Source organism: Micromonospora sp. NPDC049230 (assembly GCF_040647875.1).
In the GTDB taxonomy this organism is placed as follows: Bacteria; Actinomycetota; Actinomycetes; order Mycobacteriales; family Micromonosporaceae; genus Micromonospora.
The window spans coordinates 123676-141112 of sequence record NZ_JBEZCZ010000013.1 but is presented as its reverse complement, the minus strand read 5'-3'; the positions used below and the strand labels follow the sequence as shown (position 1 = coordinate 141112).

General features: G+C 70.0%; 17 protein-coding genes. 10 read left to right on the top strand and 7 right to left on the bottom strand.

Translation table 11 applies throughout. The features are described 5' to 3' along the window. Positions 1 to 15: 15 nt before the first annotated feature. Both AB0A95_RS14515 and AB0A95_RS14510 read left to right on the top strand, forming a co-directional pair. Positions 16 to 2058 (top strand): glycerophosphodiester phosphodiesterase family protein, encoded by a 2043-nt coding sequence (locus tag AB0A95_RS14515; protein ID WP_357556171.1) that lies wholly within the window; start codon positions 16 to 18, stop codon positions 2056 to 2058. Positions 2059 to 2235: 177 nt separating this feature from the next. Beyond that, positions 2236 to 2613 carry a hypothetical protein gene (locus AB0A95_RS14510; RefSeq protein WP_357556169.1) on the top strand — a complete coding sequence of 126 codons (378 nt, stop codon included), beginning with the start codon at positions 2236 to 2238 and terminating at the stop codon, positions 2611 to 2613. 65 nt (positions 2614 to 2678) lie between these two features. Here AB0A95_RS14510 and AB0A95_RS14505 read toward each other — a convergent pair whose 3' ends face one another. From AB0A95_RS14505 to AB0A95_RS14485, 5 genes are all read right to left on the bottom strand, one after another. Continuing rightward, entirely contained in the window at positions 2679 to 3635 is a 957-nt protein-coding gene (locus AB0A95_RS14505; RefSeq protein ID WP_357556167.1) for a sporulation protein, read from the bottom strand. Positions 3636 to 3815: 180 nt separating this feature from the next. Continuing rightward, a complete protein-coding gene (locus tag AB0A95_RS14500) occupies positions 3816 to 4049 on the bottom strand; it encodes a hypothetical protein (protein ID WP_357556165.1) in 234 nt (77 codons plus the stop codon). Between the two features lie 4 nt (positions 4050 to 4053). Beyond that, complete coding sequence (locus AB0A95_RS14495) at positions 4054 to 4854, bottom strand: HEAT repeat domain-containing protein (protein WP_357556164.1); 801 nt, start codon at positions 4852 to 4854, stop codon at positions 4054 to 4056. A 119-nt stretch (positions 4855 to 4973) separates the two neighbouring features. Next, positions 4974 to 5195: a DUF397 domain-containing protein gene (locus AB0A95_RS14490; RefSeq protein ID WP_357556162.1), complete on the bottom strand. Its 222-nt coding sequence runs from the start codon at positions 5193 to 5195 to the stop codon at positions 4974 to 4976. After that, the gene (locus tag AB0A95_RS14485) at positions 5192 to 6055 is read right to left on the bottom strand and encodes a helix-turn-helix transcriptional regulator (RefSeq protein WP_357556161.1); all 864 of its coding nucleotides are present in this window, start codon (positions 6053 to 6055) and stop codon (positions 5192 to 5194) included. The genes AB0A95_RS14490 and AB0A95_RS14485 overlap by 4 nt, the downstream gene beginning before the upstream one ends. Positions 6056 to 6380: 325 nt before the next feature. Here AB0A95_RS14485 and AB0A95_RS14480 point away from each other — a divergent pair, with 325 nt between their 5' ends. Then, on the top strand, positions 6381 to 6629 hold the full coding sequence (locus AB0A95_RS14480; RefSeq protein WP_357556160.1) for a DivIVA domain-containing protein: 249 nt from the start codon (positions 6381 to 6383) through the stop codon (positions 6627 to 6629). A 95-nt stretch (positions 6630 to 6724) separates the two neighbouring features. Further along, complete coding sequence (locus AB0A95_RS14475) at positions 6725 to 6961, top strand: hypothetical protein (protein ID WP_357556203.1); 237 nt, start codon at positions 6725 to 6727, stop codon at positions 6959 to 6961. 93 nt (positions 6962 to 7054) lie between these two features. On the opposite strand, the gene AB0A95_RS14470 is transcribed toward AB0A95_RS14475, so the two are convergent. Next, a complete protein-coding gene (locus tag AB0A95_RS14470; RefSeq protein WP_357556159.1) occupies positions 7055 to 7831 on the bottom strand; it encodes a DeoR/GlpR family DNA-binding transcription regulator in 777 nt (258 codons plus the stop codon). Between the two features lie 37 nt (positions 7832 to 7868). Then, positions 7869 to 9860 (bottom strand): beta-galactosidase, encoded by a 1992-nt coding sequence (locus AB0A95_RS14465; protein WP_357556157.1) that lies wholly within the window; start codon positions 9858 to 9860, stop codon positions 7869 to 7871. Positions 9861 to 10109: 249 nt separating this feature from the next. On the opposite strand from AB0A95_RS14465, the gene AB0A95_RS14460 reads away from it, so the two are divergent. From AB0A95_RS14460 to AB0A95_RS14435, 6 genes are all read left to right on the top strand, one after another. Next, positions 10110 to 11438, top strand: a complete 1329-nt coding sequence (locus AB0A95_RS14460) for an ABC transporter substrate-binding protein (RefSeq protein WP_357556156.1) — start codon at positions 10110 to 10112, stop codon at positions 11436 to 11438. A gap of 21 nt (positions 11439 to 11459) precedes the next feature. Then, on the top strand, positions 11460 to 12416 hold the full coding sequence (locus AB0A95_RS14455; protein ID WP_357556154.1) for a sugar ABC transporter permease: 957 nt from the start codon (positions 11460 to 11462) through the stop codon (positions 12414 to 12416). Beyond that, entirely contained in the window at positions 12413 to 13294 is an 882-nt protein-coding gene (locus AB0A95_RS14450; RefSeq protein ID WP_357556153.1) for a carbohydrate ABC transporter permease, read from the top strand. The genes AB0A95_RS14455 and AB0A95_RS14450 overlap by 4 nt, the downstream gene beginning before the upstream one ends. Further along, positions 13291 to 15495: an alpha-galactosidase gene (locus AB0A95_RS14445; RefSeq protein ID WP_357556152.1), complete on the top strand. Its 2205-nt coding sequence runs from the start codon at positions 13291 to 13293 to the stop codon at positions 15493 to 15495. Before AB0A95_RS14450 ends, AB0A95_RS14445 begins: the two co-directional genes overlap by 4 nt. A 93-nt stretch (positions 15496 to 15588) precedes the next feature. Further along, the gene (locus tag AB0A95_RS14440) at positions 15589 to 15990 is read left to right on the top strand and encodes a YciI family protein (RefSeq protein ID WP_357556151.1); all 402 of its coding nucleotides are present in this window, start codon (positions 15589 to 15591) and stop codon (positions 15988 to 15990) included. A gap of 4 nt (positions 15991 to 15994) precedes the next feature. Then, positions 15995 to 17257: a DUF6596 domain-containing protein gene (locus tag AB0A95_RS14435; protein ID WP_357556201.1), complete on the top strand. Its 1263-nt coding sequence runs from the start codon at positions 15995 to 15997 to the stop codon at positions 17255 to 17257. Positions 17258 to 17437 lie beyond the last annotated feature (180 nt).

Below are 17437 nucleotides of genomic sequence, written 5' to 3'. Positions count from 1 at the left end.
AGAGGGGATGACAGCGTGCGCACAGTACGCCGTACCGCCGTCGCGGCCCTGGTGGCCGCGACGGTGACGACCGGACTCGCGGTGCCCGCCCAGGCGAAACCGCGACCGGACCGGACATTCGACGTGCAGGCCCACCGGGGCGGCCTCGGGCTGCGGGTGGAGAACACCCTGGCCTCCTTCGGCAACGCCCTCCAACTCGGGGTGACCACCCTCGAACTGGACGTGCAGATCACCGAGGACGGCCAGGCCGTCGTCACCCACGACCGCAAGGTGACCGGCACCAAGTGCGTCGACACCACCCCGGTGACGCCCGGTGACCCGGAGTTCCCGTACGTCGGGAAGTACGTCAACACGCTCAGCCTGGCCCAGGTGCGCACGCTCGACTGCGGTTCGAAGACGCTGTCGGACAAGCCCGGCCAGCTCGCCGTCCCCGGTGCCCGGATGCCGATGCTGCGTGAGGTCTTCGCCCTGGTGAACCGTTACCGCGCGAAGGACGTGACGCTCAACGTCGAGACCAAGGTCGAGGCCGGCGCCCCGACCGAGACCGCGCCGCGCGAGCAGTTCGTCCGGGTCACCGCTGCCGAGATCCGCGCCGCCGGGCTGCTCAGGCAGGTCACCATCCAGAGCTTCGACTGGGGCGCGCTGATGCGCATGCGCCAGGTCGAGCCGAAGCTCCCGCTCGTCGCCCTGACCAACTACGACTTCCTCCAGACCGGTCAGCCGGGCGCCTCGCCGTGGCTGGGTGGGCTGGACATCGACGACTTCGGCGGCGACCCGATCAGGGCCATCCGCAGCTTCGGCGCCAGCGCCTTCTCGCCGGTGCACGGCATGCCGCAGAACGGCACTGTCACCGACCCCGGCTACCAGCCGTACGTCACCAAGGAGATGGTCGCCCGGGCACACCGCTACGGGATCAAGGTGATCCCGTGGACCGTCGACGACCTGCCGACAATGGCCAAGCTGATCGACGACGGCGTGGACGGCATGATCACCGACTATCCGGACCGGCTACGTGGCCTGCTGGCGCAGCGCGGCTACCGGCTGCCGAAGGCGTACGCCGCGCCGTTCGACATCCAGGCGCACCGCGGCGGTCGGGCCACCCGGCCGGAGAACACCCTGCCGGCCTTCGCGAACGCATTGTCCAACCGGGCCATCTCCACGCTGGAACTGGACACCGGCGTGACCGCCGACGGCAAGCTCGTGGTGCTGCACGACCGCACCGTCAACGGGTCGCACTGCGTCGACACCCGCCCGGTGCGCCGTGGCGACCCGACGTTCCCGTACGTGGGCAAGCCGGTGCACGAGCTGACCCTCGCGCAGCTCAAGACCGTCGACTGCGGCACGAAGACGCTGCCCGAGCTGCCCGCGCAGGTGCCCGCGCCGGGTGCCCGGATCCCGACCCTGGACGAGGTCTTCGCCCTGGTGAAGGCAAGTGGTCGTGCCGATATCGGCATGAACATCGAGACGAAGATCAGCCCGGTGGTGAACGACACCGAGCCGTACCGGAGCTTCACCCGCAAGCTCGTCGACGCCATCCAACGCGCCGGCTTCACCAACCGGGCCACCATCCAGTCGTTCGACTGGCGCACCATCACGTACGCCCGGCAGCTCGACCGGCGGATCGGCACCGTCGCCCTGGTGTGGCAGTACGGCCCGGCCGAGTGCGCGACGCTCGCCGACGAGTGCTCGTTGCAGGCCGTGTACGGCAACCCGTCGGTGAAGAGCCCGTGGACCGGTGGACTGGACTGGTGGAAGTACCGGGACCTGGGCAAACTGACCCGGGCCGCCGGTGCGGGCACGGTGTCGGCCAACTGGCAGGTGCACGACCCGAAGCAGGGCACTGTCGCCTCGGACGACTGGTACCTGCGGGAGAACCCGGCATACTTCCACGGACCGGACGTCCGCACGCTTCAGGCGCGCGACGGGCTGAAGGTGATCCCGTACACCGTTGATGACGCGACGGTGATGCAGCGGGTCATCGACCTCGGCGTCGACGGCCTCATCACCGACGACCCGGACCTGTTGGTGAGCGTGGCCATCCGCAACGGCCTGCGCTGACCCACCGACCCACCCGATCGCCGGCCGGTTTTCCGGCCGGCGATCGGTGTTACCTGCTCCGTGGCCTCGGGTAGTCGGGGGTTGTCCCCGCCGTGCAAGCGAACCGTGCCGTGGCCGACACGCGGTAGCGGGGCGGGGGAATGCAGGTAGGACTCATCGCATCCTGAGGAGGACCAGATGAGCACGCAGGCTGCTTCCACCCGGCCGATGAACCGGCCCATGAACGACCCGCAGAATCCCGCGTCGATGCGGGACATGCAGACCCAGCAGATGCCGGTCATGCACGACGGGCGTCGCAACGACATGCAGGCACCCGGTACGGAGACCAAGCAGGCGTTCAAGACCACCGAGTTCTGGATCTACCTGATCGCGGTGGCCGCCGTACTGGGCGCGTCGCAGGTCGTCGGCAAGAACTCCGCTGGGGTGGACATCTTCCGGGCCGACAACGCCTGGTTCCTGATCACCCTGCTGACGCTTGGCTACCTCGGTAGCCGTGGCCTCTCGAAGGCCGGCAGCAACTGGCGCAGCAGCGAGGAGCGCAAGGCCCGGCACTGACCGGTTCACAGTCACTGTGGCCTCCGGGAGACTTCTCCCGGAGGCCACAGTGGTGTTCGTACCGGCTACTCGTCGCCGCCGAAGTCACCACCGAAGTCGCCCTCGAAGGCGTCCTCGATCATTTCGCCGGCGACCATGCCACCCGCGACGCCGAGCGCCGCACCGGCCACCATGCCGCCCATCCCGTGCCCACGGCCGTGACCGTAACCGTGACCGTGGCTCGGGCCGTACTGCGAGCGGAGGCTGCCGTAGCGGGACGTGGTCTCGCGCAGCCACCCGTCGACGACCTGCGCCCAGTCCACCCGGTCGACGTCGGTGTGCGCCACCTGGAAGCGACCGAACGCGTCGTGCCCGGCGCTGAGGAAGCCGCCCCGCTTGTCGCACTCCAGGATGACCTCGACGCCGCGCTGACTGGTCACGAAGGTCAGCTCGACCTCGTTGATCGTGCTCGCGTACTGCGGCGACGCGAAGAACTCGATCTCCTGGTAGAACGGCAGCGTCTGCTGCACGCCCCGGATGTGCCCGCGCTCCAGATCGGCGTGCTTGAACCGGAATCCGAGCCGCTGGAACGCCTCCAGGATCCGCTCGTGCACCGGCAGCGGATGCACCGCCACCTGGTCCAGGTCGCTCTTGTCGACAGCACGGGCGACCGCCAGCTCGGTCCGCAGGCCCATCGTCATGCCGTGCAGGCGCTGGCCGTACACGTCGGTGATCGGGGTCTCCCACGGCACCGGGAGCTGGAACGGAATCGAGAGCTGCTGCTTCGGGGCGAGCAGGAACGCGCCGCTGACCGCCATCCGGTGAAACTCCAGGGTGCCGGAGTATTCGGCGTCGTGCCCCTCGACCTCCACCCGGGTCACCAGGCCGATCACCACCTGCTCGATGGCCGCCTCAGCGTCACCGCCGACGAGGTTGACCTGCCCGTCGAGGGTCAGGCCGGGCCGGGTGTTGGGGTTGGTCAGCACGGTGTCCACAGTGGGACCGCCCACACCGAACGCGCTCAACATCTTCTTGAAGACCATCGGAACTCCTGTGCGACGCCGACCGCTCCTCCGCTGGAGTCGGACGTTGACTCGACGGGCACCCTATCCAGCACCCCTGTGAGATGGCTGTGAAGCGCCGGCCGCTTGATCGACTCGATTTCCTGAAAGTCGGGGCATCACCACGACCGGGACACCCCGACTTCCGTGAACCCGAGTCGATCAGCGCTTGAGATCCGCGATCGCTAACGCGGCCGCACAAGCCGGATCCTGCCCGGCCCGGTGGAGCAACCCGTCCAGAAACCAGTGGCCGGAGATGTCGGAACCGTCGCCGACGTCGAGGTACAGGCCGAGGTCGCACCGCTCGCCGAAGACCGCGACCGGCAGATCGGGTCGGAGCTGATGCAGGGCGGTCAGGACCTGCCACGCCGACTCGTCGCGCTGGACACGGTGCACCGGGTCACGCCCGCAGGGCGTCGGCGACACCGTCGGCGGTGAGATCGAACCCGTCCAGCAGCGGCAACAGCGACTCGTCCGCCAGGCACGCGGCGGCCTGGAAGGTGAACGTGTGCACCTCCTCCCGCGCGAGCAGTTCGCGTACCAACGCAAGTGCCCGCGAGTCCCGCCGCCGCGCCAGCCCTCGGGCGCCCTCCTCCCGTACCCCCGGCTCGACGTCGCGGGTGCGGTCCCACAGCGCCTGCCGGACGGCGTTCCCGTCCACGGTGCTCAGCCAGCCGAGGGAGAACGTGGCCCACTCGCGCACCTCGGGGTCGGCGTCGGCGCTCAGGACGATCAGCGCTGCCACACCGTCCTCGGGAGGGTGATCGTCGATCAGCACCATCGGCAGCGCGGCCGCGACCTGGAACCGCACATCACTGTCGGGGCTGCCGGCGAGGGCGACCAGGGTGGGCAGGGCACGGGGATCGCAGGTGGCGCCCAGGGCGCGGGCGATCGACCAGTGCACGTCAGGATCGACTTCGGTGTCGGCCAACGCGATCAGGGCCGTCGCGGCGTCGCTGCGCAGGTCGTCCCCGTGCACGTTGCTCGCGAAGCCGAGCAGGTCGCACGCCGCCGCGCGCACCACACGGTCCGCGTCGGCCAGGTGCGCGACCGCCAGCCGCGCGGCGACAGCGCCCGAGCCGGCCGCGTGTCGAAGCAGGTCGGACCCGCCGTCGGAGTCGTCGGAGCCGCCCGAGTCGACGACGCGACGCAGCCGCTGCACCGCCCGGTCGAACAACTCCGCCACCTCGTGCGTCTCCACGACCGGAAGAGTGCGCGCCGGCCGGTGGATGCCGCCACCCAATTTTGATCAACTCCACCTCGCCGATCTCGGGGTGTCAGCCCGACCGGGACACCCCCACGTCAGCGAACCGGAGTCGATCACGGATCGGTGCGGGCAAACGTGCCGTCCTTGACCCCGTTGACAAACGCCGTCCAGCCGGGGGCGCCGTAGACGAGGGTCGCCGCCGCGCGGTCCTTGCTGTCGCGCACCGCCACCCGACCAGACCCGTCCAGGACCGGCCCCGCCTCGACACAGCTACCACCGTTGCTGTCACTCTTACTGCTGATGTGCCAGGCGACCTCGGACATGCTCTCGCTCATGACAACTCCTCCGCGATGCTCGTGATCAACTTCGTTGACTCGCTCTCGCTGAGCGCAGAATCCAGCAGACGACCGAAGGCGCGAACGAAGCGCTCAGCCTTCGGCGACTCCAGGTAGAGCCGCCCACCCAACGACTCGACGTAGGCAACCGCAGGATACGGCTCCGGCAGACGGAATATCCAGAACGTGCCGTCGAGCCCCTGGTGCAGAGCCACACCGAATGGCATGACCCTGATTGCCACGTTGCCCAGCCGTTGCGCCTGCGCGAGGTGGTGTAGTTGTCGGCGTAAGACCTCCGGCCCGCCGACCACCCGACGCAGCGCCGCTTCATCGATCACCGCGGAAATCGTGAGTGGGCGGCGTCGTCTCAGGACCTCCTGGCGGGTCATCCGAAGTTCGACCCAGCGGTTGATCGTCGCCTCGGAAACCCCCGGTTCTGCCGCGTTACGGATCACGGCCTCGGCGTACTCCCGGATCTGAAGCAGCCCCGGCACCAGGGTGAGATGGAAGCAGCAGACCTGCTCAGCGCGGCCTTCCAGCCAGGGATATTCGATGAAGGACGCGTCCACGACGTCGCCATAGTCCTCGTCCCATCGGTCCGTGCGCCACACCTCCTCGGCAAGCGCCAGCAGACGCGCTCGCTCGGCCGCTTGGTGAAATCCGTAGAGAGCCAGCAGCGCGATCACATCGCCCTTGCGGATCGGCCAGTCCGCGCGCTCGTAGCGACCAAGCGCGGACATGTCGCGTTGCAGATGCTCAGCGACCAACTTCAACGTCATCCCCCGCTCCTCACGCAGGGCCCGCAACTGCTGACCCAGCCATTGCGCGCGAAGTGTCCGGATGAACGGCTTGTGCGGCATGGTTCACCTCTCAATGTGTTGGCGAGGCCCGTGTAGGAACCATTGCTCCAGTTGCGAGCGACTGGAAACGTGGCCTTCGGGTGAGGGTGATCGCCGGCCCCCGGGGAAGCCCGGTGCAAACACGGCAAACGCGGCTGTGCCAACAGCCGAGAAGGTGACGAGAGACGGCCTCGCGAGTGGCAGTCGCATACCGGATCTCGTCGGGTCTCCACTAGAGCGTCGGGAGGTGCGACTCCCGGCTCCGAACCGACTTGAAGCAATACCTACCACGTCAAGGGACGCCGTCGCGACCCTGACTCACCCGTCGACCGCCGAGAGGTGACACATGAGCAGAAGCACGCGGTACGACGGCAGTCGACTGCATCCGCGGCACGTCCGCGACCGCCAGTTCGCCACTGTCGGCTTCGGCCGGCGGGGCCTCGATCCCGCAGAGGTACGGCGGTTCCTGCACCGGGTCGCGCTCGACCTGACCGTGCTGCACCAGGACTTGGCGCTGCTCAGCGCGGAGAACGCCCGGGTGAAGCGGGCGCTGCGTGCCTGGCACGGCGCCGGGCCCGACGGGCGTCGGCCGTGATCCCGCCGTACGAGCCGCCGGGCGGAATCTTCGTGCCGCTGCCTCGGGCCGCCGTGCTGGCGTTCACCGAGTCGACCGAACCGCCGCCCCGACACGTGATCCACCTGCCGGTGGCGGTCGCCGACCTGGCCGGGGCGCTGGATCTGGCCCGTACGCTCGCCCGGTCGCTGACCTCGACGCCACAGGTCGACGTCGCCGGCATCACGGTCTCGGAAGAGGACGCGCAGCACGTACACCACTGGGTCTTCTGCGACCGGATCATGCCCGATCGCCGCCGGTGCGCGCGGCAGGCCGACCACGACGAAGCCTGCTCGCCCGTGGACGATCCCTAGATCGACTCGGGTTTCTGGATACTGCGGTGTCCGGATGACCGGGACACCCCGGTATTCAGGAAGCCGAGTCGATCAAGCGCCGGCGGCGGGCGTCTAACCGACCTCGACGATGACCAGTTCGCCTACCTGTTCGCCGATCGTGGTCCGTGCGTCCGTCGGCAGGCCGACGTCGGTGATCAGGACGTCGGCGGCCTCCAGTGGGGCGATGGTGGCGATGCCGATGGTCTCCCACTTGGTGTGGTCGGCGAGCACCACGAGCCGGCGGGCGGCGCCGATCAGGCACCTGTTGACCCCGGCTTCCAGCAGGTTGGGGGTGGTGAAGCCGGTGCGTGGGCTGAGCCCGTGCACGCCGAGGAACAGCAGGTCGACGTTGAGCGCGCTGATCGCCGCCTCGGCCACCGGCCCGGTCAACGCGTCCGACGGGGTGCGGATGCCGCCGGTCAACACCACTGTCTGGTCGGCGCGCGGGTCCTGGTAGAGCGCGTCGGCCACCGGGATCGAGTTGGTGACCACGGTCAGCCCCCGTACGTCGGAGAGCAGGGTGGCCAGCGCCGCGGTGGTGGTGCCGGCGGATAGCGCGATGGCCATCCCCGGCTCCACCATTGTCGCCGCCCGCTCGGCGATGGCTCGTTTCTCGGCCTGCTGACGGATCGACTTAGCGGCGAAGCCGGGCTCCTCGGCCGAGCCCGGACCGGCGAGTGTCGCGCCGCCGTGCACCTTGTCCACCAGGCCGCGCTCGGCCAGCGCCTCCAGGTCACGGCGGATCGTCATGTCGGACACGCCGAACCGGCTGACCAGGTGGCTCACCCGTACGCCGCCACGCTGACGGATCAGATCGAGGATGGCGGTCTGCCGCTGCTGGGCGAGCATGGGGAAAGCTCCTTCGCGCCGTGGACTGTCGTCAGCGTCAGGTCCGATCCTCACGGACGACCGCCACCGCACCGGCCGGCACCCTCAGCTCACCGGCGCACCGCGCACCGGTCAACAGCTCGACGCCGGTCGCGGGGAGCAGGGTCTCCGCCTCGGTGTGGTTGATGACGAACAGCCAGGTGCGCTCGCCGTCGCGCCGGCGTACGGCCTCGACCCCGGGCGGCGTCTGCGCCGCCGGGCGCACGCCGGCCTCGTCGACGAGCCGGGCGACGAGCCGATCGGTGGCCGGCTCGTCCAGCCGGGTGCCGACATACCAGGCGGCGCCGTCGCCCACCGGGTGCCGGGTCAGCGCCGGCACGCCCGGCAGGGGCCCATCGGTGTACGACGCGAGCACCTGCGCGCCGTCGGCGTGCAGCCACTCGGTCCACACGTCGGCGGTGCTGCCGTCGTCCAGGTGGACCTGCTCGCCCTCGCGCAGCGGGAAGAACTCCTCGGTGTGTACGCCGAGCAGCTCCCGGAACGCGCCGGGGTAGCCGCCGAGGCGGATGTGGTCGTCGGGGTCGACGATGCCACTGAAGTAGGTGACCGCCGCGGTGCCGCCGCCCTCGACGTAGCGGTGCAGCGCCGCGACGTCGGCGTCCCGGACCAGGTAGAGGGTCGGCACCAGGACCAGCCGGTAGCCGCTCAGGTCGGCCGACGGGTGGATCACGTCGGCGGTCACGCCGGCTTTCCAGAGCGCGCGGTAGAGGGCGTTCAGTCGGTCGGCGTAGGTGACGTCGACGCTGGGGTGCGAGTCCAGTTCGAGGCCCCACCACGCCTCCCAGTCGAACAGGATCGCCACGTCGGCGTCCACCCGACTGCCACGTACCTCCGCGAGGGCCTTGAGGTCCGCGCCGAGTTGGCAGACCTCGCGGAACACCTTGGTGTCCGGACCGGCGTGCGGCACCAGCGCGGAGTGGAACTTCTCGGCGCCGACCTGGGAGGCGCGCCACTGGAAGAACAGCACGCCGTCGGCCCCGCGGGCGACGTGCGCCAGGCTGTTGCGGCGGAGCTGACCGGGCAGCTTGGCCACGTTGCGCGGCTGCCATTGCACAGCGCTTGTGGAGTGCTCCATCAGCAGCCACGGATCGCCGCCGGCGACGCCCCGGGTGTGGTCGGCGGCGAGCGCCAACCCGAGGTGCGCCTGCGGGTCGGCGGCGGTCAGGTAGTGGTCGTTGGACACCAGGTCCACGTCGTCGGCCCAGGAGTGGTAGTCCATGTGCTTGACGCCCATGCCGATCATGAAGTTGGTGGTGATCGGCTGGCGGACCAGGGTCTTCAGCACCTCGCGTTCGGCGCGCAGTTGAGCGCGCAGCTCGTCGGAGGAGAACCGCAGGAAGTCCAGCTGCTGGGTGGGGTTGGCGAAGGCCGTTACCGTGCGGGGCGGGTTGATCTCGGCCCAGTCGCCGTAGCGCTGACTCCAGAAGGCGGTGCCCCAGGCGTCGTTGAGCCGGGCCAGGTCGCCGTAGCGCGCCCGCAGCCAGCCCCGGAACGCCTCGGCGCTGACGTCGCAGTAGCAGTGGGCGTTGTGGCAGCCCAGCTCGTTGGAGACGTGCCACAGCACCACGGCGGGGTGCTCGGCGTACCGGCCGGCGACCGCCCGCACCAACTCCAGCGATCGCTCGCGGAACACCGGAGAGCTGGGACAGTACGCCTGTCGACCGCCCGGCCAGAGGATCGTGCCGTCGGCCTGGCGGGGCAGCGTCTCCGGGTGCGCGCGGGCCAGCCACGGCGGTGGGCTGGCGGTGGCGGTGGCCAGGTCGACCTGGATCCCGCCGTCGTGCAGGAGGTCGAGCACCCGGTCCAGCCAGCCGAACTCGAATCGGCCCGGGGTGGGCTCCAGCAGGGCCCAGGAGAAGATGCCGACCGAGACCAGGTTGACCCCGGCTCGACGCATCAGCTCGACGTCCTCGGACCAGGTCTGCTCGGGCCACTGCTCGGGGTTGTAGTCGCCGCCGAAGGAGATGCCGTTTCCGTGCCATTGCCGCATGAGAGCTGAGGGTGCACCTCGCGCGCAGGGGAAGTCAACAGTTTCCAACATCGATTTCGTGTTCCATGCCCTCCGGGTAACGGGCATATCACAACTGGGTTATCGAAGGTGAACTGCCCTCTTGACAGCGCCTGACTGAGGGGTAACTTGAGGCGCCAACGGCCGATCGTGTTGACCAATGTGGATTCTCGGTGGATCCCGATGGGTGGTCACGACGCCGGACCTCCGACACCACCGCAGGAGGCACAGATGTCCCGTCCCCGATCCCAGGCCGAGTACCTGGCTCGGCTCGTACCGCCCTCCGTCGCCGGCATCAGACGACGATCCCTGCTGGCTGGCGCGGCCGGCACCGGTGCGCTGCTCGGCACCGGCCTCCTCGCCGGCTGCGGCGACGACTCCGGCTCCGGTGGGTCCAGCAAGGACGTGTCGCTCGGCTCGAACCAGTCCGACCCGAAGCCGAAGGACGTCCTCGTCAAGGTCACCGACGGGTTCAAGACCGCGTCCGGCGTCCAGGTCGCGGTGAACACCGTCGACCACAACACGTTCCAGGAGAACATCAACAACTACCTCCAGGGCAAGCCGGACGACGTCTTCACCTGGTTCGCCGGCTACCGGATGCGCTTCTTCGCCCAGAAGGGCCTGGCCGGCGACGTCAGCGACGTGTGGGGCAAGATCTCCGGCTACTCCGACGCCTTCAAGAAGGCGTCCACCGGCGACGACGGCAAGCAGTACTTCGTGCCCGCGTCGTACTACCCCTGGGCGGTCTTCTACCGCAAGTCGGTCTGGCAGCAGCGCGGTTACCAGGTGCCCACCACCCTGGACCAGTTCACCGCGCTCGCCGCGCAGATGAAGAGGGACGGCCTCACCCCCATCGCCTTCGCCGACAAGGACGGCTGGCCGGCGATGGGCACCTTCGACATCCTCAACCTGCGGATCAACGGCTACCAGTTCCACGTCGACCTGATGGCCGGCAAGGAGGCCTGGACCTCCGACAAGGTCAGGAAGGTGTTCGACACCTGGGCCGGTCTGCTCCCCCTGCATCAGCCGGACAGCCTCGGCCGCACCTGGCAGGAGGCCGCGCAGTCGTTGCAGCAGAAGAAGAGCGGCATGTACCTGCTCGGCCTCTTCGTCGGCCAGCAGTTCAGCAACGAGGAGCAGAACGACCTCGACTTCTTCACGTTCCCCGAGATCGACCCGTCGATCGGCGCCAAGGCCCTGGACGCCCCGATCGACGGCTACATGATGGCCCGCAAGCCCAAGAACGAGGACAACGCCCGCAAGCTGATGGAGTATTTCGGCGGCAAGACCGCCGCGGACATCACCGTCAAGAGCGACCCGACCACCCTTGTCGCCAACACCAGCGCGGACACCAGCGGCTACACGGCGTTGCAGAAGAAGGCCGCCGAGCTGGTCGGGTCGGCCACCGAGATCGCGCAGTTCCTCGACCGGGACACCCGACCGGACTTCGCCTCCACTGTGATCATCCCGGCGCTCCAGCAGTTCATCAAGAACCCCAAGGACATTGGCGGGCTCACCTCGTCCATCGAGAACCAGAAAAAGTCGATCTTCACTGACTGACGGCGGAAGGGGAAGGACACCGTGTCCGACCTGCCCCTGATCCAAGCGGATCACGCCGTGCCGCCGCCGGCCGCGACCACCTCCACGGGTGGTCGTCGCCGGCGGCTACGGCTCCTGTCCCGCACCGACCGCGTGGTCGTCACGCTGATGGTGCTCGTCCCGCTGCTGCTCGTCACCGGGTTCGTCTGGCTGCCGGCGGCGGCCACCGTGCTGCTCTCCGGCACCAACTGGGACGGCATCGGCCCACTCGACGAGATCGAGTTCGTCGGTGCGCGTAACTACAGCGACGTGGTGAACATCTACCCGCCGTTCGTGCCGGCGATCCAGCACAACCTGCTCTGGCTTGCCGCCCTGTTCGTGGTCGCCACCCCGTTCGGCATGTTCCTGGCCGTCCTGCTCGACAAGGAGCTGCGCGGCAGCCGCTTCTACCAGACAGCGCTCTACCTGCCGGTGGTGCTCTCGCTGGCGCTCATCGGCTTCGTCTGGCAGCTGCTCTACTCCCGCGACCAGGGCCTGATCAACGCGGTGTTCGGCAGCAGTGTCGACTGGTACGGCGATTCGAGCGTCAACATCTGGGCGGTCCTGGTCGCCTCCGGGTGGCGGCACGTCGGGTACATCATGCTGCTCTACCTGGCCGGGCTGAAGGGCGTCGATCCGTCACTGCGGGAGGCCGCGGCGGTCGACGGCGCATCGGAGAGCCGGACGTTCTTCCGGGTGGTGTTCCCGGTCCTGCGGCCCATCAACATCATCGTGCTGGTGGTGACGGTGATCGAGTCGCTGCGCGCGTTCGACCTGGTCTGGGTGGTCAACAAGGGCCGCAACGGGCTGGAGCTGATCTCCGCGCTGGTCACCCAGAACGTGGTGGGTGAGGCGAGCCGGATCGGCTTCGGCTCGGCACTGGCGACGATCATGCTGATCGTCTCGCTCGTCTTCATCACCATCTACCTGGCGACAGTGCTGAGGGAGGACCGGCAATGAGCGTCGACACCCCGGTCCGCCGCCGCAGGCTGACCCCGGCGCGGCTGCTGCTGCACGGCTTCCTCGTCGTCGTCTCGCTGGCCTGGCTCTTCCCGATCGCCTGGGCGGTGCTGACCTCGCTGCGCTCGTACGACTACACGGCCGCCAACGGGTACGTGTCGTTCGGCGGCTGGACCCTCGACAACTACGTCACCGCCTGGCGGACCGCTCAGTTCGGCAAGCACTTCCTCAACTCGGTGTACATCACAGTGCCGGCCGTGCTGCTTACCCTCTTCCTCGCCTCCTGCGTGGCGTTCGTCATCGCCCGGTTCAGTTGGAAGCTCAACGTCGTCCTGCTCGGGGTGTTCACCGCCGCCAACCTGCTGCCCCAGCAGGCGCTGCTCATCCCGTTGTTCCGGGTGTTCACCGAGGTCCCGCTGCCGGAGTTCATGAGCGACTCGGAGCTGCTCTACGACAGCTACTGGGGCCTGATCCTGATCAACGTGGCCTTCCAGTGCGGATTCTGCGTCTTCGTGCTGAGCAACTACATGAAGGCGCTGCCCCGCGACCTGTACGAGGCGGCGATGGTCGACGGAGCGAGCATCTGGCGGCAGTACTGGCAGGTCACCATGCCGCTGTGCCGGCCGGCCCTGGCCGCGCTGGCCACCCTGGAGGTGACCTGGATCTACAACGAGTTCTTCTGGGCCACCGTCCTGATGCGCACCGGTGACAAGTTCCCGGTCACCAGCTCGCTGAACAACCTGCGCGGCGAGTTCTTCACCGACAACAACCTGGTCTCGGCGGGCAGCGTGCTCGTCGCGATCCCCACCCTGGTGATCTTCTTTATGCTCCAGCGGCACTTCGTCCGGGGCCTGACCTTGGGAGCTTCCAAAGGATGACGATCCTGCACCTGCGCCGTGCGCGGACCAGCCTGGTGCTCGACGCGCGGGGCCCGGGGCTGCCCCGGGTCGTGCACTGGGGCGGCGACGTCGGCGACCTCGACGACGACGGTCTGCGGCAGCTCGCCGAGGCGACGGTGCCGCCGGTGGTGCCGAGCAGCTTCGACGAGCCGCCTCCGCTGTCCCTCCTGCCGGAGTCGAGTGCCGGCTGGGGCGGCCGGCCGGGGCTGGCCGGGCACCGCGACGGACGGGACTGGTCCACCGCGTTCCGCCTCGACGGGTTGGACCTGCACGAGGACCCCGACCCCGGGTGCCCGGCTGCGGGCGGGGAGGCGGTGGGCGTACTCCCGGCCGACGGTGGGCACGACGGGCCCGGCGCGGCGCTGCTGACCGTGCGGGCGTCGGACCCGGCCGCCGGGCTGACCCTGGCCTGCGAGATCACGCTGGACCGGCACGGGCTGCTGACCATTCGGCACCGGCTGCGCAACGACGGCGACAGCGCGTACGAGCTGCGGGAGCTGACGCCCGTGCTGCCGGTGCCGGCGGTCGCCACCGAGCTGCTCGACCTGACCGGCCGGTGGTGCCGGGAACGGTCGCCGCAGCGGCACCCGTGGCCGCACGGCGCATGGGTCCGCGAGGGCCGACACGGGCGGACCGGGCACGACGCCACGCTGCTGCTGGTGGCGGGCACCGCCGGGTTCGGCTTCGGGCACGGTGAGGTCTGGGCGGTGCACACCGCGTGGAGCGGCGACCACGTCACGGTCGCCGAGCGCCGGCCCACCGGCGAGTCCACCCTCGGCGGCGGCGAGTTGCTGGCCCCCGGCGAGATCCGGCTCGGCCCCGGCGAGTCCTACGAGACTCCCCTGCTCTACGCCGTCTGGTCCGACGCCGGGCTGGACGGGCTCAGCGACGTACTCCACTCGCATCTGCGGGCCCGGCCCGGGCACCCGCGCTCCCCCCGACCGGTGACCCTCAACGTCTGGGAGGCCGTCTACTTCGACCACGACCTGGACCGGCTGCGGGCGCTCGCCGACCACGCGGCGCGGATCGGGGTGGAGCGGTTCGTGCTCGACGACGGCTGGTTCCGCGGCCGGCGCGACGACACCGCCGGCCTCGGTGACTGGTACGTCGACGAGGGCGTCTGGCCCGACGGCCTGCAACCGCTCATCGACCACGTGACCGGCCGGGGCCTCCAGTTCGGCCTGTGGGTGGAGCCGGAGATGGTCAACCCCGACTCCGACCTGTTCCGCGCGCACCCGGACTGGCTGCTGGCTGTGCCGGGCCGGCTGCCGCCGGCGTGGCGCAACCAGCAGGCGCTCGACCTGGGCCGCCCGGAGACCTACGACTACCTGCTGGAACGCCTCGACACGCTGCTCACCGACCATCCCGGCATCAGCTACCTCAAGTGGGACCAGAACCGGGATCTCACCGAGGCCGGGCACCACGGCCGACCCGGGGTGCACGGGCAGACCCTCGCGGTCTACCGGCTCCTCGACGAGCTGCGCCGCCGGCACCCCGGCGTGGAGATCGAAAGCTGCTCGTCCGGCGGCGCCCGGGTGGACCTGGCCATCCTCGCCCGCACCGACCGGGTCTGGGCCAGCGACTGCAACGACGCCCTGGAACGTCTCAGCATCCAACGCTGGACCGGGCTGCTGCTGCCACCGGAGCTGATCGGCACGCACATCGGCCCGGACCGCTCACACACCACGCACCGCGTGCACGACCTGGGCTTCCGGGCGGCCACCGCGCTGTTCGGCCACCACGGCATCGAGTGGGACATCGCGTCGACAAGCGCCACCGAGCAGGCCGAGCTGGCCGCCTGGGTGGCGTTGCACAAACGGCTGCGTCCGCTGCTGCACTCCGGTCGGGTGGTCCGGGTCGACCACCCGGACCCGGCCGTCTGGGCGCACGGCGTGGTCGCGAGGGACAACACCCGTGCGGTGTACGCGGTGGCCCGGCTGGCCACCTCGGTGGCGCAGACCCCGGGCGCGGTCCGGCTGCCCGGCCTCGACCCGGCCCGGCGTTACCGGGTACGACAGGTGGCGGACGTGCCCGCCCCGGCGACAATCGAACGGTCCGCGCCACGGTGGCTGGCCTCCGGTGTCACCCTCAGCGGGGCGGCGCTGGCCCGGGTGGGTGTGCAACTGCCCGCACTGCACCCGGAGCAGAGCCTGGTGCTGGAGGTCGACGTGGTCGGCTAGAAATTCTTCCGCCGGAGTGTCGAGAACCGCGCCGCGTGCTTCTACCTCAGGGTGAGAGCACCGACGACGGTGCGCGGGTGTGAGGAGCGAACCATGAAGTACATGCTGCTGATGCAGTTCAGCGCCGCCGGGACCGACTTCCCGAGCATCGACACCTGGACCCAGGACGAGGTCCGGGCGCACATCGCGTTCATGGGTGAGGTCAACGACAAGCTCACCGCCGCCGGGGAGTGGGTCGACGGGCAGGGGCTCGGCGGTCCGCAGCAGGCCCGGATCGTCCGCGCCGGTGCGGGCGGCACGCCGGTGGTCACCGAGGGGCCGTTCGCCGAGACGAAGGAGTTCCTGGCCGGTTTCTGGATCGTCGACTGCGACAGCCCGCAGCGGGCCGTGGAGTTGGCCGCGTACATCTCCACCGCACCCGGTCCCGGCGGCCGTCCGCTGAACATGCCCATCGAGGTGCACCCGGTGATGTCCGCACCCACCGAGGAGTTGTGACGGGCTGACCACCGATTCCCGCGTCGAGGGCCTGCTGCGCGAACTGGCGCCGCAGGTCCTCGGCGTGCTCGCCCGCCGGTTCGGCGACTTCGCCACCGCCGAGGACGCCGTGCAGGAGGCCCTGCTGGCCGCCGCCACCCAGTGGCCGGTCGAGGGGTTGCCGGCGAACCCGCGCGGCTGGCTGGTCCAGGTCGGTTACCGCCGGATGATCGAGCTGGTCCGCGGTGAGCAGGCCCGGCGGCGCCGGGAGGACCTGGTCGCCCGCCGGAACCCCGACGACCGGCGGTACGCCCCGGCCGCGGACGAGGAGTTGACCGCCGAGCGGGACGACACACTGGTCCTGCTGATGCTCTGCTGCCATCCGGCGCTCGCCCCGACGTCGGCCGTGGCGTTGACCCTGCGCGCCGTCGGCGGGCTGAACACCGCCGAGATCGCCCGCGCGTTCCTGGTGCCCGAGGCGACGATGGCGCAACGGATCAGCCGGGCCAAGCAGCGCATCCGCGCGTCCGGGCTGCCGTTCCGGATGCCCGAGGAGGCGGAGCGGGCCGAGCGGCTGGCCGCCGTCCGGCAGGTGCTCTATCTGATCTTCACTGAGGGGCACACCAGCACCGCCGGCCCGGCCCTGCGCCGCATCGACCTCGCGGCGGAGGCGATCCGGCTGGCCCGTGCGCTGCACGCGCTGCTGCCCGAGGACAGCGAGACGGCGGGGCTGCTGGCGTTGATGCTGCTCACCGAGGCGCGCGGCCCGGCACGGACCGGGCCGTCCGGTGAGCTGATCTCCCTGGCCGACCAGGACCGCACCCGTTGGGACGCGGCGGCGATCGCCGAGGGCGTCGCACTTGTCACAGGTGCGCTGCCGCGCGGGCCCGTCGGCCCGTACCAGGTGCAGGCCGCCATCGCCGCGGTGCACGACGAGGCGCCGAGCACGTCGCAGACCGACTGGCCGCAGATCCTGGCGCTCTACGAGGTGCTGGGGCGGCTCGTCGACAGCCCGGTGGTGACGCTCAACCGGGCCGTGGCGACCGCCATGGTGCACGGTCCGGCGGCCGGCCTCGCCGCCCTCGCCGCGCTGGCCGGCGATCCCCGACTGGGCGGGCACCACCGGCTGCCCGCCGCCCGCGCCCACCTGCACGAGATGGCCGGCGACCGGGAGCGGGCGATCGTCGACTACCGGGCCGCCGCCGCGCTCACGAGCAGCCTGCCCGAACAGCGCTACCTGACGATGCGGGCGGCCCGACTCGCCGCCGAGCCCGTCGACCTCTCCTGACCGGGTCCACCGCAGCGCGGCCACCGCGACGCGGCCACCCCGACGCCTCCAATGCCACAGCTGTCAATCTTGGACACTTTCCGTTAGCGCGGAACGGAAACTGTCCAAGATCTAGCCGGCCTAGCCCTCTCCAGCGAGGCGGCCGTCTTGCCGGCGGGACGGCGGGACGGCGGCACCGCC

Coding starts and splice junctions, on each gene's coding strand:
- AB0A95_RS14510 (WP_357556169.1), top strand. CDS start 2,236: ATGAGCACGCAGGCTGCTTCCACCCGGCCGATGAACCGGCCCATGAAC.
- AB0A95_RS14505 (WP_357556167.1), bottom strand. CDS start 3,635: ATGGTCTTCAAGAAGATGTTGAGCGCGTTCGGTGTGGGCGGTCCCACT.
- AB0A95_RS14490 (WP_357556162.1), bottom strand. CDS start 5,195: ATGAGCGAGAGCATGTCCGAGGTCGCCTGGCACATCAGCAGTAAGAGT.
- AB0A95_RS14485 (WP_357556161.1), bottom strand. CDS start 6,055: ATGCCGCACAAGCCGTTCATCCGGACACTTCGCGCGCAATGGCTGGGT.
- AB0A95_RS14480 (WP_357556160.1), top strand. CDS start 6,381: ATGAGCAGAAGCACGCGGTACGACGGCAGTCGACTGCATCCGCGGCAC.
- AB0A95_RS14470 (WP_357556159.1), bottom strand. CDS start 7,831: ATGCTCGCCCAGCAGCGGCAGACCGCCATCCTCGATCTGATCCGTCAG.
- AB0A95_RS14465 (WP_357556157.1), bottom strand. CDS start 9,860: ATGCGGCAATGGCACGGAAACGGCATCTCCTTCGGCGGCGACTACAAC.
- AB0A95_RS14460 (WP_357556156.1), top strand. CDS start 10,110: ATGTCCCGTCCCCGATCCCAGGCCGAGTACCTGGCTCGGCTCGTACCG.
- AB0A95_RS14450 (WP_357556153.1), top strand. CDS start 12,413: ATGAGCGTCGACACCCCGGTCCGCCGCCGCAGGCTGACCCCGGCGCGG.
- AB0A95_RS14445 (WP_357556152.1), top strand. CDS start 13,291: ATGACGATCCTGCACCTGCGCCGTGCGCGGACCAGCCTGGTGCTCGAC.
- AB0A95_RS14440 (WP_357556151.1), top strand. CDS start 15,589: ATGAAGTACATGCTGCTGATGCAGTTCAGCGCCGCCGGGACCGACTTC.